The organism is Rhodococcus sp. NPDC003348 (assembly GCF_053589375.1).
Genome location: NZ_JBSFRT010000057.1, coordinates 19,891 through 35,618, shown reverse-complemented (window position 1 = coordinate 35,618; position 15,728 = coordinate 19,891). Strand labels below are relative to the sequence as shown.

The following is a 15,728-nucleotide window of genomic DNA, read 5'->3' as shown; positions in this document are numbered from 1 at the left end:
GCACGACCCGCTCGGACGCCTCCTTGATCGAGGCGGCGAGGTTCACCGTGGTGCGGCGCTCCTCGTCCATGATGCCCACCTTGAGGGTGTTGGCGGGCAGGTCGAGGACCTGCTCGACCCGACCGAACAGTTCGGTGGTGAACGCGACCTCTTCGGGGCCGTGCTGCTTCGGCTTGACGATGTAGATCGAGCCGGTGCGGCTGTTGTCCAGCGGGCCGTGGGCCTCGTCGATGGTCAGGCCGTGGACCGCGCACGCGCTGGTGACCAGGGCGTCGAGGATGCCCTCGGGCACCTCGGCGCCGTCGGCGTCGAGGATCGCCGGGTTGGTCATCAGGTGGCCGACGTTGCGGACGAACAGCAGTGACCGGCCGTGCAGGGTCAGCTCGGAGCCGTCGACGGCGGTGTAGGTGCGGTCGCCGTTCAGGGTGCGGGTGAGGGTCTTGCCGCCCTTGTCGAACGATTCGGACAGGTCGCCGCGGTTCAGGCCGAGCCAGTTGCGGTAGCCGACGACCTTGTCGTCGGCGTCGACGGCCGCGACCGAGTCCTCGAAATCCATGATCGTGGTGATCGCGGACTCGAGCACGACGTCCTTGACGCCGGCGGCGTCGGTCGAGCCGATCGGGGAGGTGGCGTCGATCTGGATCTCGGCGTGCAGGCCGTTGTTGCGCAGCAGCACCGACGTCGGCGCGTCCTTCTCACCGAGGTAGCCGACGAACTTCTCCGGCTGCGCGAGGGTGGTGACGACCTCGGAGCCGAGCTCGATCCTCAACTCGGTGCCGTCGACGAAGTAGCGGGTGGCGTCGGCGTGGGTGCCCTTCGCGAGCGGGGCGGCGGTGTCGAGGAAGTTGCGGGCCCAGGCGATGACCTTGTCGCCGCGAACCTTGTTGTAGCCGGGCTTTCCTCCGGGCGCCTTCTCGGCGCCACCGGCCTCGGAGATCGCGTCGGTGCCGTACAGCGCGTCGTACAGCGAGCCCCAGCGGGCGTTGGAGGCGTTCAGTGCGAAGCGGGCGTTGAGCACCGGCACGACCAGCTGCGGGCCTGCGGTGGTGGCGATCTCGGCGTCCACGTTCGCGGTGGTGACCTGGAACGGCTCGGGCGTCGGCAGGAGGTAGCCGATCTCCTGCAGGAAGGCCTTGTATGCGGCGGCGTCGTGCGGCTGTCCGGCGCGCTCGCGGTGCCAGCCGTCGATCTGTGCCTGCAGGTCGTCACGCTTTGCCAGCAGTGCCTTGTTCTTGGGGGCGAGGTCCTCGATCACCTTCACGGCGCCGGCCCAGAAGGCGTCGGCGTCCACGCCGGTGCCGGGAAGGGCCTCGTTGTTCACGAAGTCGTAGAGCACCTTGGCGACCTGAAGACCACCGACCTGCACGCGTTCAGTCATTTGAACAGCCTCACTTTTCCGGTACCAGCGGCGGCCCAGCGGGACGCCTACACGGGACGACAACAATGTTACCCGGCGGTAGCTTCCCGGGGAGATCGGGCCGGGCCGCAGCCGGGGCGGAAATCGACGAAAACAGCACTGGTGCTGAGGCGCGTGAGGTGGGCGCCGGCCGTTGCGGACGTATGGTGCGCGTCCGGCCACGGTCTCGATCATGACGGGCGAGTCGGCCGTCGGAAACAGATCATACGGTTTGGTCAGGATCTCGGACACGCGGCACCGCGACACGGGCGGTCGGGTCCCGGTCCGGAGCGGCGAGCGGTCGCGAGGATGCGGCGAACGGTGCGCACGGATCGAAGCGCATACGGGTGGTGCGCTCCTACCCGCGCACCCGGATCTGCTGCATCATGTCGTGGTCCTGGTGTTCGAGGTTGTGGCAGTGCCACGTGTACCCGCGGACCTCCTCGTGGTCGCCGTGGCCGCCCGCGGCATCGGCCGGGACAGGGATCGGCGCGTCCGGATCGAAGCCGAGGTCCGCGACCGAGGGCCAGTGCACCAGCAGGGTGAGCACCGAGTCCGACTCGACGAGCGTGGTGTCCTTCCAGCCCGCCTCCCAGGACGCCGGCGACGCGCGCTCCCCGATGAGGAACGGCGCCGGGTCCGGCGCCCAGCGGACGCCGTCCTCGAGCGGAGGGGGCCAGGTCGCCATGTAACCGGCCGTCCACAGCTTCTGCCTGCCGAGGACCCGGAACCGGGCCAGGTGCAGGTGCACCGGATGCTCGAACGGAAACGTGTTGACGACGTGCCAGATCTCCGTCGTCCCTGCCCCGGCGACGTCGATGTCGTCGGTGAGGAACGGCAGATTGTTGATCGAGCCCATCAGCGGCAACACCGCGGCCGTCCGGTCCAGGTCGAAGCGTGCCAGGAACGTCATGACCCGGGTACCGGCGACACCGTCGGTGGTGGCGGGCGCGATCGCCGGGGGGAGCCCCGGCCCGCCACGCAGCCGCGCCGGCACCCGGACCGGTTCGGCCACGGCCCGATCCGCGTCGAACCGCATGATCTCGGGCAGTGGCGGGATCGCGATCACGGCATTGCCGACGCTGTTGAGGGCGGTGTTGACCAGCGTCACCGACTCGCCCGGCGCGAGCGCCGAGAAGTCGACCAGCAGGTCGGCGCGCTCCCCGGAGGTCATCACGACGTGATCGGTGCGGACGGACTCGTCGAGCAGGCCCTGGTCGCCGCCGATCACCGTGAACGGCATCCCGTTCGAGAACGCGAACCGGTAGGTGCGCGAGTTCGAGCCCTGCAGCAGCCGCAGTCGATACAACGTGCGCCGCACCGTCATCCGTGGCCACGCCACTCCGTTGACCACGGCGACGTCGCCGAACTGGCCGCCCTGGTTGTAGCCGCTCGGCACGTAGCGGGCCAGCATCGGCTGCAGCGTTCCGTCGGCGTTGAAGGTGCGGTCCTGCACCACGATCGGCACCTCGAACTCCCCGGCAGGCAGGCCCAGGGGATTGTCGGCGCGGCCGGTGTCGAACTCGTCGCGCAGCAGATAGAACCCGGCGAGTCCGGCCTGCACGTTCAGGCGGGTGTTCGCCATTGCGTGGTCGTGGTACCAGAGGGTCGCGGCCTCCTGGTCGTTGGCGTAGTGGTTGGTCTGTACACCACCACGCCGCCACGTGATCAACGGATGCCCGTCCGAGTCGGGTCGGCTCCGGGCGCCGTGCAGGTGCACCGTCGTCCGCGGATTCGTCCGATCCTCCTCGGTGGCACCCTCCATCGTCAGATCGACGGCCCCGCCCAGAGGGTTGACGTCGATCGAATTGACGAACGACACCGTCGTCGGCACGTCGAGACGGGCCTCGAGAGTGGGGCCGAGGATGCCGTCGTGGTAGCCGAGGACCGTCGTCGCGGGAAGATCCGGGTGGTACGTGTGAATGCTGGACTGCGCGGTGAGCGTTCCCGACGCCGCGGCGGTCGGCAGGCGCGGCAGGTCGGTGACGAAGCGGCGGAGTGGCGGCGACGCGAAGTTCAGCGGAAACGGGCCCGCCGGCGGCAGGTCCGGGATCGGGACCGGTGGTGGGGGTATCGGCACACCCGGCCTGGCGGAGGCCGACGGTGCGCCCAGCCAGCCGACAGCGGCGACCGAGCCTGCCAGACCGAAGAATCCACGTCGTGAGAGCTCCATCGTCGAACTCCTTGGCTGCGTGACGACATCCGTGGGATCCAACTCATGCGGATGTTACTCAAGCGGCCGACGTCGCAGGGCGTAATGCGTCACGGCGGGCCGAGCCGTGGCCGCCACATCTGCCTTCCGCTCGAACGTCCGTGACCTGTCGTGCGGCCGCCCTATCGATGCTGCTCCGTCACCGACGCCGCCACCTTCCCGGCCGCGTCGGCGAGGGGAACGCCGTCCTCGGCGAGCGCGGGAACCAGCAGGTCCATGCACTTGCCGAGCAACGCCACCAGCAGGACTCGCAGGGAGCTGATGTCGGCGGCGACCCGCACTCGGTCCGTACTCACGCACGAGAGCCGCGAGTAGGCCTGCTCGACCATCTGCCACTCGCCGAGCAGGCCCTCGACCAGCAACTGGGCCCGCGTCACCGGCGCCGCCGCCGGATACAGCGACTCCTGGACCGCCCGATGCCACGGTCGCAGCGTGAACTCGGAGAAGTCGACGACGGCACGGTGCGCGGCCTCGAACTCCGGACCGCCGGCACCGACGGTGCGGAACACGTCCTGCTCCAGCGCGGCGATTCGGCCGAGCAGGTCGAACATCGTCGCCTGGAGATCCTCCACCGCGTCCTGTGTCACGTCCGTCATCCCACCGTTCCTCTCGCCGCGCCTCTTCCGCAGTCAACGTAGAGGTTGCCCGGACGGTCCGGTGTGTCCGGTCCTGCCCGTCGGGACCCGGCGCGGCGGACCCCGGGACCGACTCGCCTAGGGTTGACGGTCATGCGTGGTGAGTACAAGGTTCCCGGTGGCAAACTCGTGGTGGTCGATGTCGAGGTGGACGACGGGCACCTGTCGCGGGTGTCGCTGTCCGGGGACTTCTTTCTCGAGCCGGACGAGGCGCTGGGGGACATCACCGCCGCGGTGACCGGCCTTCCCGTGACGGCCGACGCCGCTCGGCTCGGCCGGGCGATCACGGAGAAGATCGGCGACGACGTGTCGATGATCGGATTCACGCCCGAATCCGTCGGTGTCGCGATCCGCCGCGCGCTCGGCCATGCCACCAGTTGGCACGACCACACCTTCGACGTGATCGAACCCGTGGTGCTCGATCCGGCGCTGCACGTCGCACTCGACGAGGTGATCACCAGGGAGGTGGCCGCAGGCACGCGCCCTCCCACCCTGCGGTTCTGGGACTGGGATTCGCCGCTGGTGGTGCTCGGGTCCTTCCAGTCGGTGCGCAACGAGGTCGACGAGGACGCCGCGGCCCGGCACGGCATCGGGATCGTCCGCCGCATCTCCGGTGGCGGCGCGATGTTCATGGAGCCCGGCAACTGCATCACGTACTCGCTGTCGGTGCCGACGTCGCTGGTCGACGGGCTGAGCTTCGAGCGCTCGTACGAATTCCTCGACCAGTGGGTGATGGGCGCGCTCGCCGACGTCGGCATCAAGGCCCGCTACGTGCCGCTCAACGACATCGCCTCCGAGCAGGGCAAGATCGCCGGTGCCGCGCAGAAGCGGTTCTCGGCCGGGGCGGTGCTGCACCACGTGACCATGGCCTACGACATCGACGCCGACAAGATGACCGAGGTGCTGCGTATCGGGCGGGAGAAGATCTCCGACAAGGGCATCACGAGCTCCGGCAAGCGGGTCGATCCGATGCGTTCGCAGACCGGCATGGCCCGCGCCGACATCATCGCCGCCTTCACCGCGCACTTCCGCGCCCGCTACCACACCCGACCGGGCGTCTACACCGACGCCGAGCTGGACGCCGCGCGGGAGCTGGTGCGGACCAAGTTCGCGGCCGCGGAGTGGACCCACCGGGTGCCGTGACCGCCTCACGCTCGGGCGAAGAGCCGGTCAGCCTTCGGTGGCCTCCCGTGCCCACGCGGGCAGGATGAACACGCCCTCGGCCTCGACGGTGACGCCGTCCCCGTCGGAGAGGGTTCCCACGACGAAGGTCTTCACGCCTTCGACCCGGTCGATGTGGGCCTCGGCGCGCAGCGGTCCCAGTGGGGTGGCCCGGCGGAAGCGCAGGGTCAGCGTGCCGGTGAAGCTCGGCTTGTCGGCGGGTGCGGCGGCCATGCCGAGGATGTGGTCGAGCACCAGGGAACAGATGCCGCCGTGCACGTGCCCGGGCGGGCCCTCGTAGGCGGCGCCCAGGGTGAACTCGCTCGTGCAGGAGCCGTCCGGGTGCCGCTCGAGTGTCAGCGGGGGAGCGACGGCGTTGCGCAGACCGACGACGGCGTTGCCCCACGGCATCGGGTGGCCGTCCTGGGTGAAACGCACCCCGAATGGGCCGTCGATCTGACGGTCGCGCAGTCGCGCGGTCGCGGACCGGATCTGGTCCTCCACCTCACGGATCGAGTCCTCGTCGACCTCGGTGCGGATCGTTGCGTCGATCAGCTCGCGAACCGCGTTCGCGAGCGGGCCGTAGACCGTCTCGCGGCGGGTGATCTCCTCGGCGTCGATGTCCTCGAGCGTGAACCGCACCGAACCTCCCAAGTTTTCTGGACAAACCGATGTTCTGGACAACTGTCTGGACTGTTGTGTGAATCTAGGCGGGTGCGCCGGTGCTGTCCAGCACTTGACGGTTCGCCGCAGGCGCGGTTGATTGGCGACATGCAGTTCGCCGCACCGGCGGAGCAGTACGACCGCTACATGGGACGCTACGGGGCGTCCCTGGCGCCCGCGCTCGCCGACGCGGCCGGGGTGACCTCCGGTTGGCGCGTCTGCGATGTCGGCTGCGGCCCGGGCGCGCTCACCCGGGAACTCGTGGCCCGGGTCGGAGCCTCGAACGTCGCCGCGATCGATCCGGCGCCGCAGTTCGTCGCGGCCTGCCGTCAGCGGAACCCGGGAGCGGACGTGCGGGAGGGTGTCGCGGAGCAGTTGCCCTGGGAGAGTGGACGATTCGATGCCACGATGTCCGCGCTCGTTGTCGGCTTCATGCGCGATCCCGACCGCGGGGTGCGCGAGATGGCCCGCGTGACCCGGCCCGGGGGCGCCGTCGCCGCCTGCATGTGGGACACCACCGCCGGCGGCATGACCATGCTCCGCCTGTTCTGGACGGCGGTACGCATCCACGACCCCGACGCCGTCGGCGAGTCCGCGATGGCGGGAACCGCCGAGGGTGACATCGCCGCGCGGATGCGCCACGCCGGACTGTCGGAGGTGGTCTCCGGTGCGCTCACCGCCCGGGTCGGCTACCTCGACTTCGACGACTTCTGGCAACCCTTCACCTTCGCGGTCGGTCCGGCCGGCCAGTACCTGCGGGAGCTGTCGAGGGAGGGGCAGCGGGCGGTACGCGACGCGTGCCGGGCCGAGCTCCCGGACGGCCCGTTCACGCTCGACGCCCGCGCCTGGTACGCGCGGGCCACCGTCCCCGGTCGGCTACCGGGAGGGTGAGACGAAGATTCCCTCCGCCTCCACCGTGACGCCCTCGGCGTCGGAGAGGGTGCCGCGCACCGTCGCCTTCCGCCCGTCCACGCTCACCACCTGCGCCTCGCAGTGCAACGGCCCGAGTGGGGTGCCGCGCAGGTAACGCAGCGTCAGGGTGCCCGTGAGGCGGCGCTCCTCCGCGCTGCCCGTCATGCCGAGCACGTGATCGAGGACCAGCGCGCAGATACCGCCGTGCACGAGGCCGGGCGGGCCCTCGTACGCGGCACCGAGGGTGACGTCCGTCCAGTGCCGACCGGTGTCGTCGCGCTCGATCACCAGCGGCGGCGCGACGGCGTTGCGCAGTCCCACACCGGCGTTGCCCCACGAGTACGTCTCGCCCTCGGCGGTCATCCGCATCCCGAACGCGCCCTCGAGCTGCCTCGTGCGCAGCTTCGCGGTGGCGGCGACGACCTCCGCATGCACCTCGCGGATCACCTCATCCTCGACCTCGGTGCGGATGGTCGCGTCGACGAGCTCGCGCACCGCCTCCGCGAGCGGGCCGTACAGCGCCTTGCGCCGCTCGTGCTCGTCGCGGTCGATGTCTTCGTGGGTGAGATTCACCAGCGCTGCTTTCGCTCGGGGACGATCGGATTCCTCGCGCCCGAATCTAGCTGCTGCCGCTCGGCGATCGGACCAGGTTCTCGCACGCCGGGACGTGACGCGGGCTCATCCGCCGTCGACGGCCGGATCCTCGAGTTCGAGAAGGTCGACGTCCTCCGGGCTCATGTTCTCGTTCGGGTCCACCGCGGTGGACAGCGATTCGGCGGCGGTCAGGGATGCCGGGGCTGCGTCGTCGTCATCCGGTGCGCGAGCGCGTGGTCACCCGGATCGGCCGACACCGCCAACGCGTCGATCACGGCCTGCCGATTCCGGTCGGGCTGATTCTGGCTCAGTTTCGCCTTGGCCTCGACCCGCTCGATCGGCAGTTCCAGGCCGACGATGGCGCGCAGCATCGCCGTCACGTTCACCTCCTCGACCTCGGTCACCCGCCACGGCGCGTCGCGTCCGCGCTCGTGCTCCTCGGTCATCGCCGTGACGTGCGTGCGCAGCCAGTCCGGGTCGTCGTGGACGATCAGCCGCCCGTGCACCGTGAGGATCTCGTAGTTCCAGGTGGGCGCCATCCGCGTCGTCGGCGCCGTCGCCGGGTAGTAGCGAGGGGAGACGTAGCCGTGCACGCCGGAGAAGATCGCGACCGTCTGCGCGTCGGCGCCGTCACGCCAATGCGGGTTCGCCCGCGCCATGTGCCCGACCATGGCGTGCCGCGACTCGTCGTAGAGCAGCGGTAGCGAGGTGGTCAGCAGCCCGCCGGGCCCGGCGCTGACCAGGTGCGCGAAACCGCCGCGGCGCAGAGCGGACGCGGTCTCGTCCTCGGTCAGGGCGAAGGCTGCGGGTGTGTACACGGACCAGACCCTATCGGTCGAGGAGGGCCCGGCACGTGTCCAGCAGTTCGGCCCGCAGCGGCGCCGCCCGCTCGACGAGCGCGGACTGGGCGCGCACGTATTCGGCGCGGCCGGACGGCGTCTCGATCGGAACCGGGCCGTACCCGAGCTCACGCAGGTCGTACGGGCTGGCCCGCATGTCGAGTTCCCGTGCGGCCATCGCCAGCTCGAAGCAGCGCAGCAGCAGGTCCGAGTCGACCAGTGGCACCAGCTTGTAACACCACTTGTACAGGTCCATGCCCGCGTGCAGGCAGCCCGGCTGCTCGCGGACCGCCTGATCCTCGCGGGACAGGGGAACGTCGTTGCGGCCCAACGCATCCGGGGTGAAGAACCGGAACGCGTCGTAGTGCGTGCAGCGCAGGTTCATCGACTCGACGACGGCGTCGGTGCCGTCGGGGCCGAGCCGCAGCGGGACACCGGAATGGCGCACCGCCTCCTCGCCGCCGCGGTACACCATCGCCCACTCGTGCAGGCCGAAGCAGCCGAGCTGCGCGGGCCGGGACGCGGTCCCCGCCAGCACCCGCTCGGTGAACTCGAGCATCGAGCGTCGCCGGTCGAGCAGGGCCGGGTCGGCACCCACCCCGTCACCCTGTTCGCGGTACCCGGAGAACTCCGCGTAGTCGCGGGCCGACGGCCCGGCGAGCAGCACCCCGAAGCCGGGATGCCACCGGCGCAGCTGCGCCGGCCGCAGGCTGTAGTAGGTGAACAGGAAGTCCACCACCGGGTGCTTCACCCCGCGGGCCTGCCGACCCAGATGCGGACCGATCAGCGCGTCCACCCGGGCCTGGTGGGCGTCCCGCGCGGCGGTCCACTCGTCCTCGGCGAGAACGAGCGGACCGCCGAGCCGCGTCCGGACCTGTGTCACGGCGTCCGCTGGCCGGGCACGGCGTCGGTGATCCGGTGGGTGCCGTCGCGGACGGTGCCGACGAACTCCTCGACCAGGTCCTCGAGCGCCACGATGCCCAGGCACCGCCCGTCGGCGTCGACCACCTCACCGAGGTGACTGCTCGCCCGTCGCAGCACGGCGAGGGCCTCGTCCAGCGGTGTCTGGACCTGCAGTCGCGGCCACGGCCGCACATCGGCGCGCGGGACGACCGTGTCCGGTCCGGCGGACTCGTCGAGCACCTCGTCGAGCACGTCCTTCAGGTGAAGGTAGCCGACGAGGGTGCCGTCCGGCAGGGCCGCCGGGTAGCGCGAGTAGCCGGTCTCGACGACCGCCCTCTCGATCGCGCCGAGGGTGGTGCCGCGGTCCGTCAGCGGCACCGTCCGGACCTTGTCGAGGGGGATCAGCACGTCCGAGACGGTCCGTCCGGTGGTGTGCAGCGCCTGCGTCAGCCGGCGATGCTCCTCCGCGTCGATCAGCCCCTCCGAGCGGGACTCGCCGATCATCTCCGTCAGCTCGATCTCGGAGACGGTGGTGTCGAGCTCGTCCTTCGGCTCGACCCGCAGCAGGCGCAGGACCGAGTTCGCGCACCAGTTGTAAAACGCGATCAGCGGCTTCGCCAGCTTGATGAAGCCCAGGTGGATCGGCACGAGCAGCATCGCGGCCCGCTCCGGTCCGGCGATCGCGATGTTCTTCGGCACCATCTCGCCGAGCAGGATGTGCAGGACCACCACGAGGGCCAGCGCGATCGTGAACGCGATCGGGTGCAGCAGCTGATCCGGCAGGCCGACCAGGTCGAGGGGCTTCTCGATCAGGTGCGCGATGGCCGGCTCGCCGACCCGGCCGAGCAGAATCGAACAGATCGTGATGCCCAGCTGGGCTGCCGCCAGCATCAGCGACAGGTGCTCACCGGCCCGGATCACGGTACGGGCCCGGGTCTTGCCCTGCGCCACGAGCGCCTCGAGGCGGTCACGGCGCGCCGAGATCAGGGCGAACTCGGCCGCAACGAAGAACGCGTTGCCCGCCAGCAGGAGAACCGTCAGTGCGACGGCCAGCAGGTCATTCATCGTCCGCCTCCTGGCCGGTGCGCAGCACGTGCGCTGCGATCGTCTCCGCGGGGACCGGGGTCAGCACGACCCGGTCGATCCGCCGGCCGTCCATCTCGGTGACGCGGGCCATCCAGCCCCCGGCCGAGGCGTCGCCGACGACCGCGCGCCGGACATCGGAGCCGTCGGGATCGGGCAGCACCACCTCATCGCCGACCTCCGGGATCCGACCCAGCCGCGCGAGCACCAGCCCGCCGAGGGTGTCGTACTCACCTTCGGGGGCCGCGTACCCGGTGGCCTGCCGGACCTCGTCGATCCGCAGCAGGCCCGCGCAGATCCAGCCGTCGCCGCTGCGCTGGACGTCGATCTCCGGATCGTCGTGCTCGTCGCGGACGTCACCGACGATCTCCTCGATCAGATCCTCCATGGTCACCAGGCCTGCGGTACCGCCGTACTCGTCGACGACCAGCGCGACCTGCATGCCGTCGGCACGGACCTGCTCCATCAGTGCGTCGCCGTCAAGGCTGGACGGCACCACGGGCACCTTCTGCGCGAGCACCATCAGCTGGGTGGTCGCACGCGAGGACGCGGGCACGGTGAAGGCGTGCTTGACGTGCACGACGCCGATGGTGTCGTCGAGGTCACCGTCGACGACGGGGAACCGGGAGAACCCGGTGCGGGACGCGGCGTCGATCAGGTCGGCGACGGTGTCGTGCAGGTCGAGGGTCTCGATCTTCACGCGCGGGGTCATCAGTTCCTCCGCGGTGCGCTCACCGAACCGCAGCGACCGGTCCACCAGCAGCGCCGTGCCCGGGTCCAGGGTGCCGCTGCGGGCACTGATGCGGACCAGCGAGCCCAGCTCCTGCGGCGAACGCGCGGACCGGAGTTCCTCGGCCGGTTCGACACCGAGCCGGCGCACCACCCAGTTGGCGGCGCCGTTGAGCCCGTTGATCGCCCACCGGAACACCGTCGAGAACCACGCCTGCAGACCGGCGGTGGCGCGGGCGGTGGCCAGCGGGTGCGCGATGGCCAGGTTCTTCGGGACCAGCTCGCCGAACACCATCGACAGCGACGTCGCGATGATCAGCGCCAGCGCCAGCGAGATGCCCGACGCCACCGACTCGGATACGCCCACGGCCTTGAGGCCGGGCGTGATCAGTTGAGCGAGAACGGGTTCGGCGATGTAGCCGGTGATCAGGGTGGTGATCGTGATGCCCAGCTGAGCGCCGGACAGCTGGAACGAGAGGGTGCGGTGCGCGTGCTGAACCTGACGCGCGCGGCGATCGCCGTCGCGGGCATGCGCGTCGACCGTGCTGCGCTCGAGCGCGGTCAGGGAGAACTCCGCCGCCACGAAGACGGCGGTTCCCGCGGTCAGGGCGAGGAACCCGAGCAGGCTGACGATTGTCACTGCGATCTGCATGGTCTATCGCCCCCGTACGGGGGTCGGGAAGGGGTCGCCGGGTTTGTCGCCCGGCTCGGTAGAGGAGCCCTCCGTCGTGGAGCTGTCGTCGCCGCCGGATTCGGCGTCGCGGGTCAAAGTGGGTGCCTCGGGCACCTTGGTCCTTTCGTCGTGCCCGGATGACCCGGGCGCACACTGGTCGAGAGAACCATTCTACCGACAGCCGGCGATATGTCCGGTCACGGCGAGCCGCGTCACGTGGCGGCCTCGCCGTGACCTGACCCCGTCACCACCCCGCCGGGAGCGGCCGCCCCTCCGCGAACCCCGCTGCCGACTGCACCCCGAGGACCGCCTTGTCGTGCAGTTCCTCGATGGTGCGTGCCCCGGCATAGGTGCAGGTGCTGCGCACCCCGGAACAGATGTGGTCGATCAGGTCCTCGACGCCCGGCATGACCGGATCCAGGCGCATCCGGGAACTGGAGATGCCCTCCTCGAAGAGCGCCTTGCGGGCCCGGTCGAACCCGCTGTCCGACGCGGTGCGGGCCGCGACCGCCCGCTTGCTCGCCATCCCGAAGCTCTCCTTGTAGGCGTTGCCCTCCTCGTCGAACCGCAGGTCGCCCGGCGACTCGTAGGTGCCCGCGAACCACGAGCCGATCATCACGTTCGACGCGCCCGCCGCGAGCGCCAGCGCGACGTCGCGGGGATGCCGCACGCCGCCGTCGGCCCACACGTGGGCGCCGAGTTCGCGTGCCGCCGCCGCGCATTCGGCGACCGCCGAGAACTGCGGGCGCCCGACCCCGGTCATCATCCGGGTGGTGCACATCGCGCCGGGACCGACCCCGACCTTGACGATGCTCGCGCCGGCGGCGACCAGGTCCCGGGTGCCGGCGGCGGAGACGACGTTGCCCGCGGCCAGCGGCACCCCGAGGTCCAGCGCCGCGACGGCAGCCAGCGCCTCGAGCATCTTCTCCTGGTGCCCGTGCGCGGTGTCCATCACCAGCACGTCGGCACCCGCGTCAACCAGGGCCTTCGCCTTCGCCACCACGTCGCCGTTGATGCCGACCGCCGCCGCGATGCGCAGCCGGCCGTCGGTGTCGAGGGCCGGGGTGTAGATGCCGGCCCGGATGGTGCCGGTCCGCGTCAGCGCGCCCTCCAGGCGTCCGTCGCCGTCGACGATCACCGCGATCGGATCGTGCCGCGACTCGAGGAGTTCGAACACCTCCCGCGCCGACGCAGTGACCGGCGCGACCGCGAAGTCGGTGACGGCGACCGCGCTCAGGCGAGTGAACCGGTCGACGTCGGCGCAGGCCGCCTCGGTCACCACCCCGACGGGGCGTCGATCGCCGTCGACGACGACCACCGCGCCGTGCGCCCGCTTCGGCAACAGCGCCAGCGCGTCCGAGACGGAGGCGTCCGGGCCGAGGGTGACCGGGGTGTCCGCGACGAGGTGCCTGCTCTTGACGAACGCGACGGTCTCCGCGACCGCGGCCGCCGGCACGTCCTGCGGGATGACGACGATGCCGCCGCGCCGCGCAACCGTCTCGGCCATCCGACGGCCCGCGACCGCGGTCATGTTCGCCACCACGATCGGGATCGTGGTGCCGGATCCGTCCCGGCTGGCGAGGTCCACGTCGAACCGGGACGTCACGTCGGTGCGGCTGGGCACCAGGAACACGTCGTCGTAGGTCAGGTCGTAGGGCGGGGTCTGTCCGTCGAGGAAGCGCACGCCTCGGACGCTACCGGCTCCGCGGCCGGTCCGCCCGCGCTCGCGTGCGCCTGCGACCGGGACAGCGCGATCGTGGTGACGACCATGACGATCACCGCCGCGACGACCACCGCCACACCGAGGGGATCGGTCCGCAGCCGCTCGCCGAGCACGGTGAATCCGAGGTAGGCGGCGACGAGCGGCTCACCGATCGTGATCGCCGGCAGCGACGCGGCCAGCGACCCGGCCTGGAACGCACGCTGCTGCAGGTAGAACCCGGTGGCCCCGGCGGCCGCGAGGGCCCACAGCTCCCACGACGTCAGCACCGCCGCCGGGCCGTGCGCGAACTCGTCGAGCACCGGCTTCGTCAACGCGACCGCCACGCCGTACATCGCGCCACACGCCGAACCCAGCAGCAGTGCGCGGGGACCCGACGGGATCCGGGTCAGTGCCACCGCGACCGCCAGCACACAGCCGCCGGCCACCACGGTCAGTGGAATCGCCCAGTGCCGCAGGGTCGCCGTCGCCGTGCCCTCGGTCGGGTTGCCGACGACCAGAAAGACCGCCAGCGACGCGGCCAACGCGATCGCCGTCACCCACGTTCGGGTCGTCATCCGGGTGCCCGCGAATCGCGCCGACATCGGTAGCGCGAACAGCAGCGTGCTCACGATCAGCGGCTGGACCACCAGCACCGACCCCAACCCGAGGGCCGTGGCCTGGAAGACGTAGCCGCCCAGGTCGCCGCCCACACCGACCCACCAGCGTGGGGAACGCACCAGTTCGCCCAGCAGGGCGTCGCCCTCCTCGACGCCCGCAGCCGCGGACTGCTGTGCCACCGAGCCGACCGCGAACAGCAGCGCCCCCACGAGAGCGCAGACGATGGCCGGCAGCGGCAGGTCGGGCATGCACTCAGCTTCCTCTGCCGCGCCGCTGTTGTCCTCGGGATCGACCCGACGGGGCGTTCCGGGAGGCGGGCCGCCCGCCGCGCGCGGGCCGGGCCGCGGTCGCCGTCGGCTCGGGGCGGGGGACCTCGTCCCGGACCGGCACCCCGGACGGTCGGCGGGCACCGGTCAGCGCCACCAGCTTTCGGCTGCCGGGCCGGACCGGGACACCCTCCGGATCGACCCCGGCCCCGGTCATCACCGACGCGACCTCGTCGTGCTGGTCCTCGGTCACCAGCGTCACCACCCGCCCCTCCGCGCCTGCGCGTGCGGTGCGGCCCGCGCGGTGCAGGTAGTCCTTCGGGTCCGCCGGCGGATCGACGTGCACGACCAGGGAGACGTCGTCGACGTGGATCCCGCGCGCCGCGACGTCCGTGGCGACCAGCACCGGGACCTGACCCGACGTGAACGCCGACAGCGCGTGCCTGCGGAAGGCCTGCGACTTGCCGCCGTGCAGGGTCCCGGCCCGCACCCCGACCGCGGCGAGTTGTGCGACCAGGCGGTCCACGCCGTGCTGGGTGCGCACGAACAGCAACGTCTTGCCGGGACGGGACGCGATCTCCGCGACCACCGCGGCCTTGTCCGTCCGGTCGACGAACAGCACGTGGTGGTCGCCGGCGGACACCGGCGCCGCGGCGGCCGCGGTCGCGTGGGTGACGGGGTCGTGCAGGTAGCGGCGCACGAGGGTGTCCACGTCCTCGTCGAGGGTTGCCGAGAACAACAGCCGCTGACCAGATTCCGGGGTGCGGTCCAGGATCGCGGTCACCTCCGGAAGGAAGCCGATCTCCGCGAGGTGGTCCGCCTCGTCGATCGCGGTGACCACCACGTCGTCCAGTGCGAGCGCGTCCTGCCGCAGCAGGTCCAGCGCCCGCCCCGGCGTCGCGACGAGCAGGTCCACCCCGCGTGCGAGTCGCTGGGCCTGGCCCTTGGTCGCGACCCCTCCGGTCGCGGACGCCAGCCGCAGTCCCAGCGCGAGCGCGGACTCGTCGAGGGCCCGCTCGATCTGCGTCGCCAATTCCCGGGTCGGGGCGAGCACCAGCCCTCGAGGCCGCTTCGGGGCGCTGAACGAGCCCTTCAGGCGCAGGAGCATCGGCAGGCCGAACGCGAGGGTCTTGCCGGAACCGGTCGGGCCGCGGCCGAGCACGTCACGGCCGGTGAGGATGTCCGGGATCACCAGCGCCTGGATCGGGAAGGGGTCGACGATCTGCTCGCGCCTCAGGGACTGCACCAGCGTCGCGGGCAGGCCGAGGTCGGCGAAGGTGGGCATGGAATCTCCTGGAAGCCGGGAACGAGTGATCGTCGCAGGTCGACACTACCGACACCC

At 71.1% G+C, this 15,728-nt stretch carries 14 protein-coding genes; 2 read left to right on the top strand and 12 right to left on the bottom strand.

What is annotated here, in order from left to right:
- The 3 genes from ACWDU4_RS25935 to ACWDU4_RS25925 form a co-directional block, all read right to left on the bottom strand.
- Positions 1–1,378, bottom strand: a 1,378-nt coding sequence (locus ACWDU4_RS25935) for a malate synthase G (RefSeq protein WP_450116819.1), incomplete at its 3' end; no start/stop codon positions are given.
- Between the two features lie 376 nt (positions 1,379–1,754).
- Positions 1,755–3,569 carry a multicopper oxidase family protein gene (locus tag ACWDU4_RS25930; RefSeq protein ID WP_450116818.1) on the bottom strand — a complete coding sequence of 605 codons (1,815 nt, stop codon included), beginning with the start codon at positions 3,567–3,569 and terminating at the stop codon, positions 1,755–1,757.
- A 161-nt stretch (positions 3,570–3,730) separates the two neighbouring features.
- Positions 3,731–4,204, bottom strand: coding sequence for a hypothetical protein (locus tag ACWDU4_RS25925; RefSeq protein WP_450116817.1), 474 nt, complete (start codon positions 4,202–4,204; stop codon positions 3,731–3,733).
- 132 nt (positions 4,205–4,336) lie between these two features.
- On the opposite strand from ACWDU4_RS25925, the gene ACWDU4_RS25920 reads away from it, so the two are divergent.
- On the top strand, positions 4,337–5,386 hold the full coding sequence (locus tag ACWDU4_RS25920; protein WP_450116816.1) for a lipoate--protein ligase family protein: 1,050 nt from the start codon (positions 4,337–4,339) through the stop codon (positions 5,384–5,386).
- A 27-nt stretch (positions 5,387–5,413) separates the two neighbouring features.
- Here ACWDU4_RS25920 and ACWDU4_RS25915 read toward each other — a convergent pair whose 3' ends face one another.
- A complete protein-coding gene (locus ACWDU4_RS25915) occupies positions 5,414–6,046 on the bottom strand; it encodes a PaaI family thioesterase (RefSeq protein ID WP_450116815.1) in 633 nt (210 codons plus the stop codon).
- 129 nt (positions 6,047–6,175) lie between these two features.
- On the opposite strand from ACWDU4_RS25915, the gene ACWDU4_RS25910 reads away from it, so the two are divergent.
- Complete coding sequence (locus ACWDU4_RS25910) at positions 6,176–6,958, top strand: class I SAM-dependent methyltransferase (protein WP_450116814.1); 783 nt, start codon at positions 6,176–6,178, stop codon at positions 6,956–6,958.
- On the opposite strand, the gene ACWDU4_RS25905 is transcribed toward ACWDU4_RS25910, so the two are convergent.
- The 8 genes from ACWDU4_RS25905 to ACWDU4_RS25870 all read right to left on the bottom strand — a co-directional run bounded on the left by ACWDU4_RS25905 (position 6,944) and on the right by ACWDU4_RS25870 (position 15,671).
- Positions 6,944–7,552: a PaaI family thioesterase gene (locus tag ACWDU4_RS25905; protein WP_450116813.1), complete on the bottom strand. Its 609-nt coding sequence runs from the start codon at positions 7,550–7,552 to the stop codon at positions 6,944–6,946. The two genes, ACWDU4_RS25910 and ACWDU4_RS25905, sit on opposite strands and share 15 nt — an antisense overlap.
- A 209-nt stretch (positions 7,553–7,761) precedes the next feature.
- The gene (locus ACWDU4_RS25900) at positions 7,762–8,391 is read right to left on the bottom strand and encodes an FMN-binding negative transcriptional regulator (protein ID WP_450116812.1); all 630 of its coding nucleotides are present in this window, start codon (positions 8,389–8,391) and stop codon (positions 7,762–7,764) included.
- A 10-nt stretch (positions 8,392–8,401) separates the two neighbouring features.
- A complete protein-coding gene (locus ACWDU4_RS25895; RefSeq protein WP_450116811.1) occupies positions 8,402–9,295 on the bottom strand; it encodes a 3-methyladenine DNA glycosylase in 894 nt (297 codons plus the stop codon).
- Positions 9,292–10,380, bottom strand: a complete 1,089-nt coding sequence (locus ACWDU4_RS25890) for a hemolysin family protein (protein ID WP_450116810.1) — start codon at positions 10,378–10,380, stop codon at positions 9,292–9,294. The genes ACWDU4_RS25895 and ACWDU4_RS25890 overlap by 4 nt, the downstream gene beginning before the upstream one ends.
- Positions 10,373–11,779 carry a hemolysin family protein gene (locus ACWDU4_RS25885; RefSeq protein ID WP_450116809.1) on the bottom strand — a complete coding sequence of 469 codons (1,407 nt, stop codon included), beginning with the start codon at positions 11,777–11,779 and terminating at the stop codon, positions 10,373–10,375. The genes ACWDU4_RS25890 and ACWDU4_RS25885 overlap by 8 nt, the downstream gene beginning before the upstream one ends.
- A gap of 265 nt (positions 11,780–12,044) precedes the next feature.
- Complete coding sequence (gene guaB1 / locus ACWDU4_RS25880; RefSeq protein WP_450116808.1) at positions 12,045–13,484, bottom strand: GMP reductase; 1,440 nt, start codon at positions 13,482–13,484, stop codon at positions 12,045–12,047.
- Positions 13,445–14,368 (bottom strand): DMT family transporter, encoded by a 924-nt coding sequence (locus tag ACWDU4_RS25875; protein ID WP_450116807.1) that lies wholly within the window; start codon positions 14,366–14,368, stop codon positions 13,445–13,447. The genes guaB1 and ACWDU4_RS25875 overlap by 40 nt, the downstream gene beginning before the upstream one ends.
- Before the next feature lie 4 nt (positions 14,369–14,372).
- On the bottom strand, positions 14,373–15,671 hold the full coding sequence (locus ACWDU4_RS25870) for a DEAD/DEAH box helicase (RefSeq protein WP_450116806.1): 1,299 nt from the start codon (positions 15,669–15,671) through the stop codon (positions 14,373–14,375).
- Between the last annotated feature and the right edge of the window lie 57 nt (positions 15,672–15,728).

What these genes read in the sequence shown, in the direction of transcription:
- ACWDU4_RS25930 (WP_450116818.1), bottom strand. Translation starts at nt 3,569, where the DNA reads ATGGAGCTCTCACGACGTGGATTCTTCGGTCTGGCAGGCTCGGTCGCC.
- ACWDU4_RS25925 (WP_450116817.1), bottom strand. Translation starts at nt 4,204, where the DNA reads ATGACGGACGTGACACAGGACGCGGTGGAGGATCTCCAGGCGACGATG.
- ACWDU4_RS25920 (WP_450116816.1), top strand. Translation starts at nt 4,337, where the DNA reads ATGCGTGGTGAGTACAAGGTTCCCGGTGGCAAACTCGTGGTGGTCGAT.
- ACWDU4_RS25910 (WP_450116814.1), top strand. Translation starts at nt 6,176, where the DNA reads ATGCAGTTCGCCGCACCGGCGGAGCAGTACGACCGCTACATGGGACGC.
- ACWDU4_RS25890 (WP_450116810.1), bottom strand. Translation starts at nt 10,380, where the DNA reads ATGAATGACCTGCTGGCCGTCGCACTGACGGTTCTCCTGCTGGCGGGC.
- ACWDU4_RS25885 (WP_450116809.1), bottom strand. Translation starts at nt 11,779, where the DNA reads ATGCAGATCGCAGTGACAATCGTCAGCCTGCTCGGGTTCCTCGCCCTG.
- ACWDU4_RS25875 (WP_450116807.1), bottom strand. Translation starts at nt 14,368, where the DNA reads ATGCCCGACCTGCCGCTGCCGGCCATCGTCTGCGCTCTCGTGGGGGCG.
- ACWDU4_RS25870 (WP_450116806.1), bottom strand. Translation starts at nt 15,671, where the DNA reads ATGCCCACCTTCGCCGACCTCGGCCTGCCCGCGACGCTGGTGCAGTCC.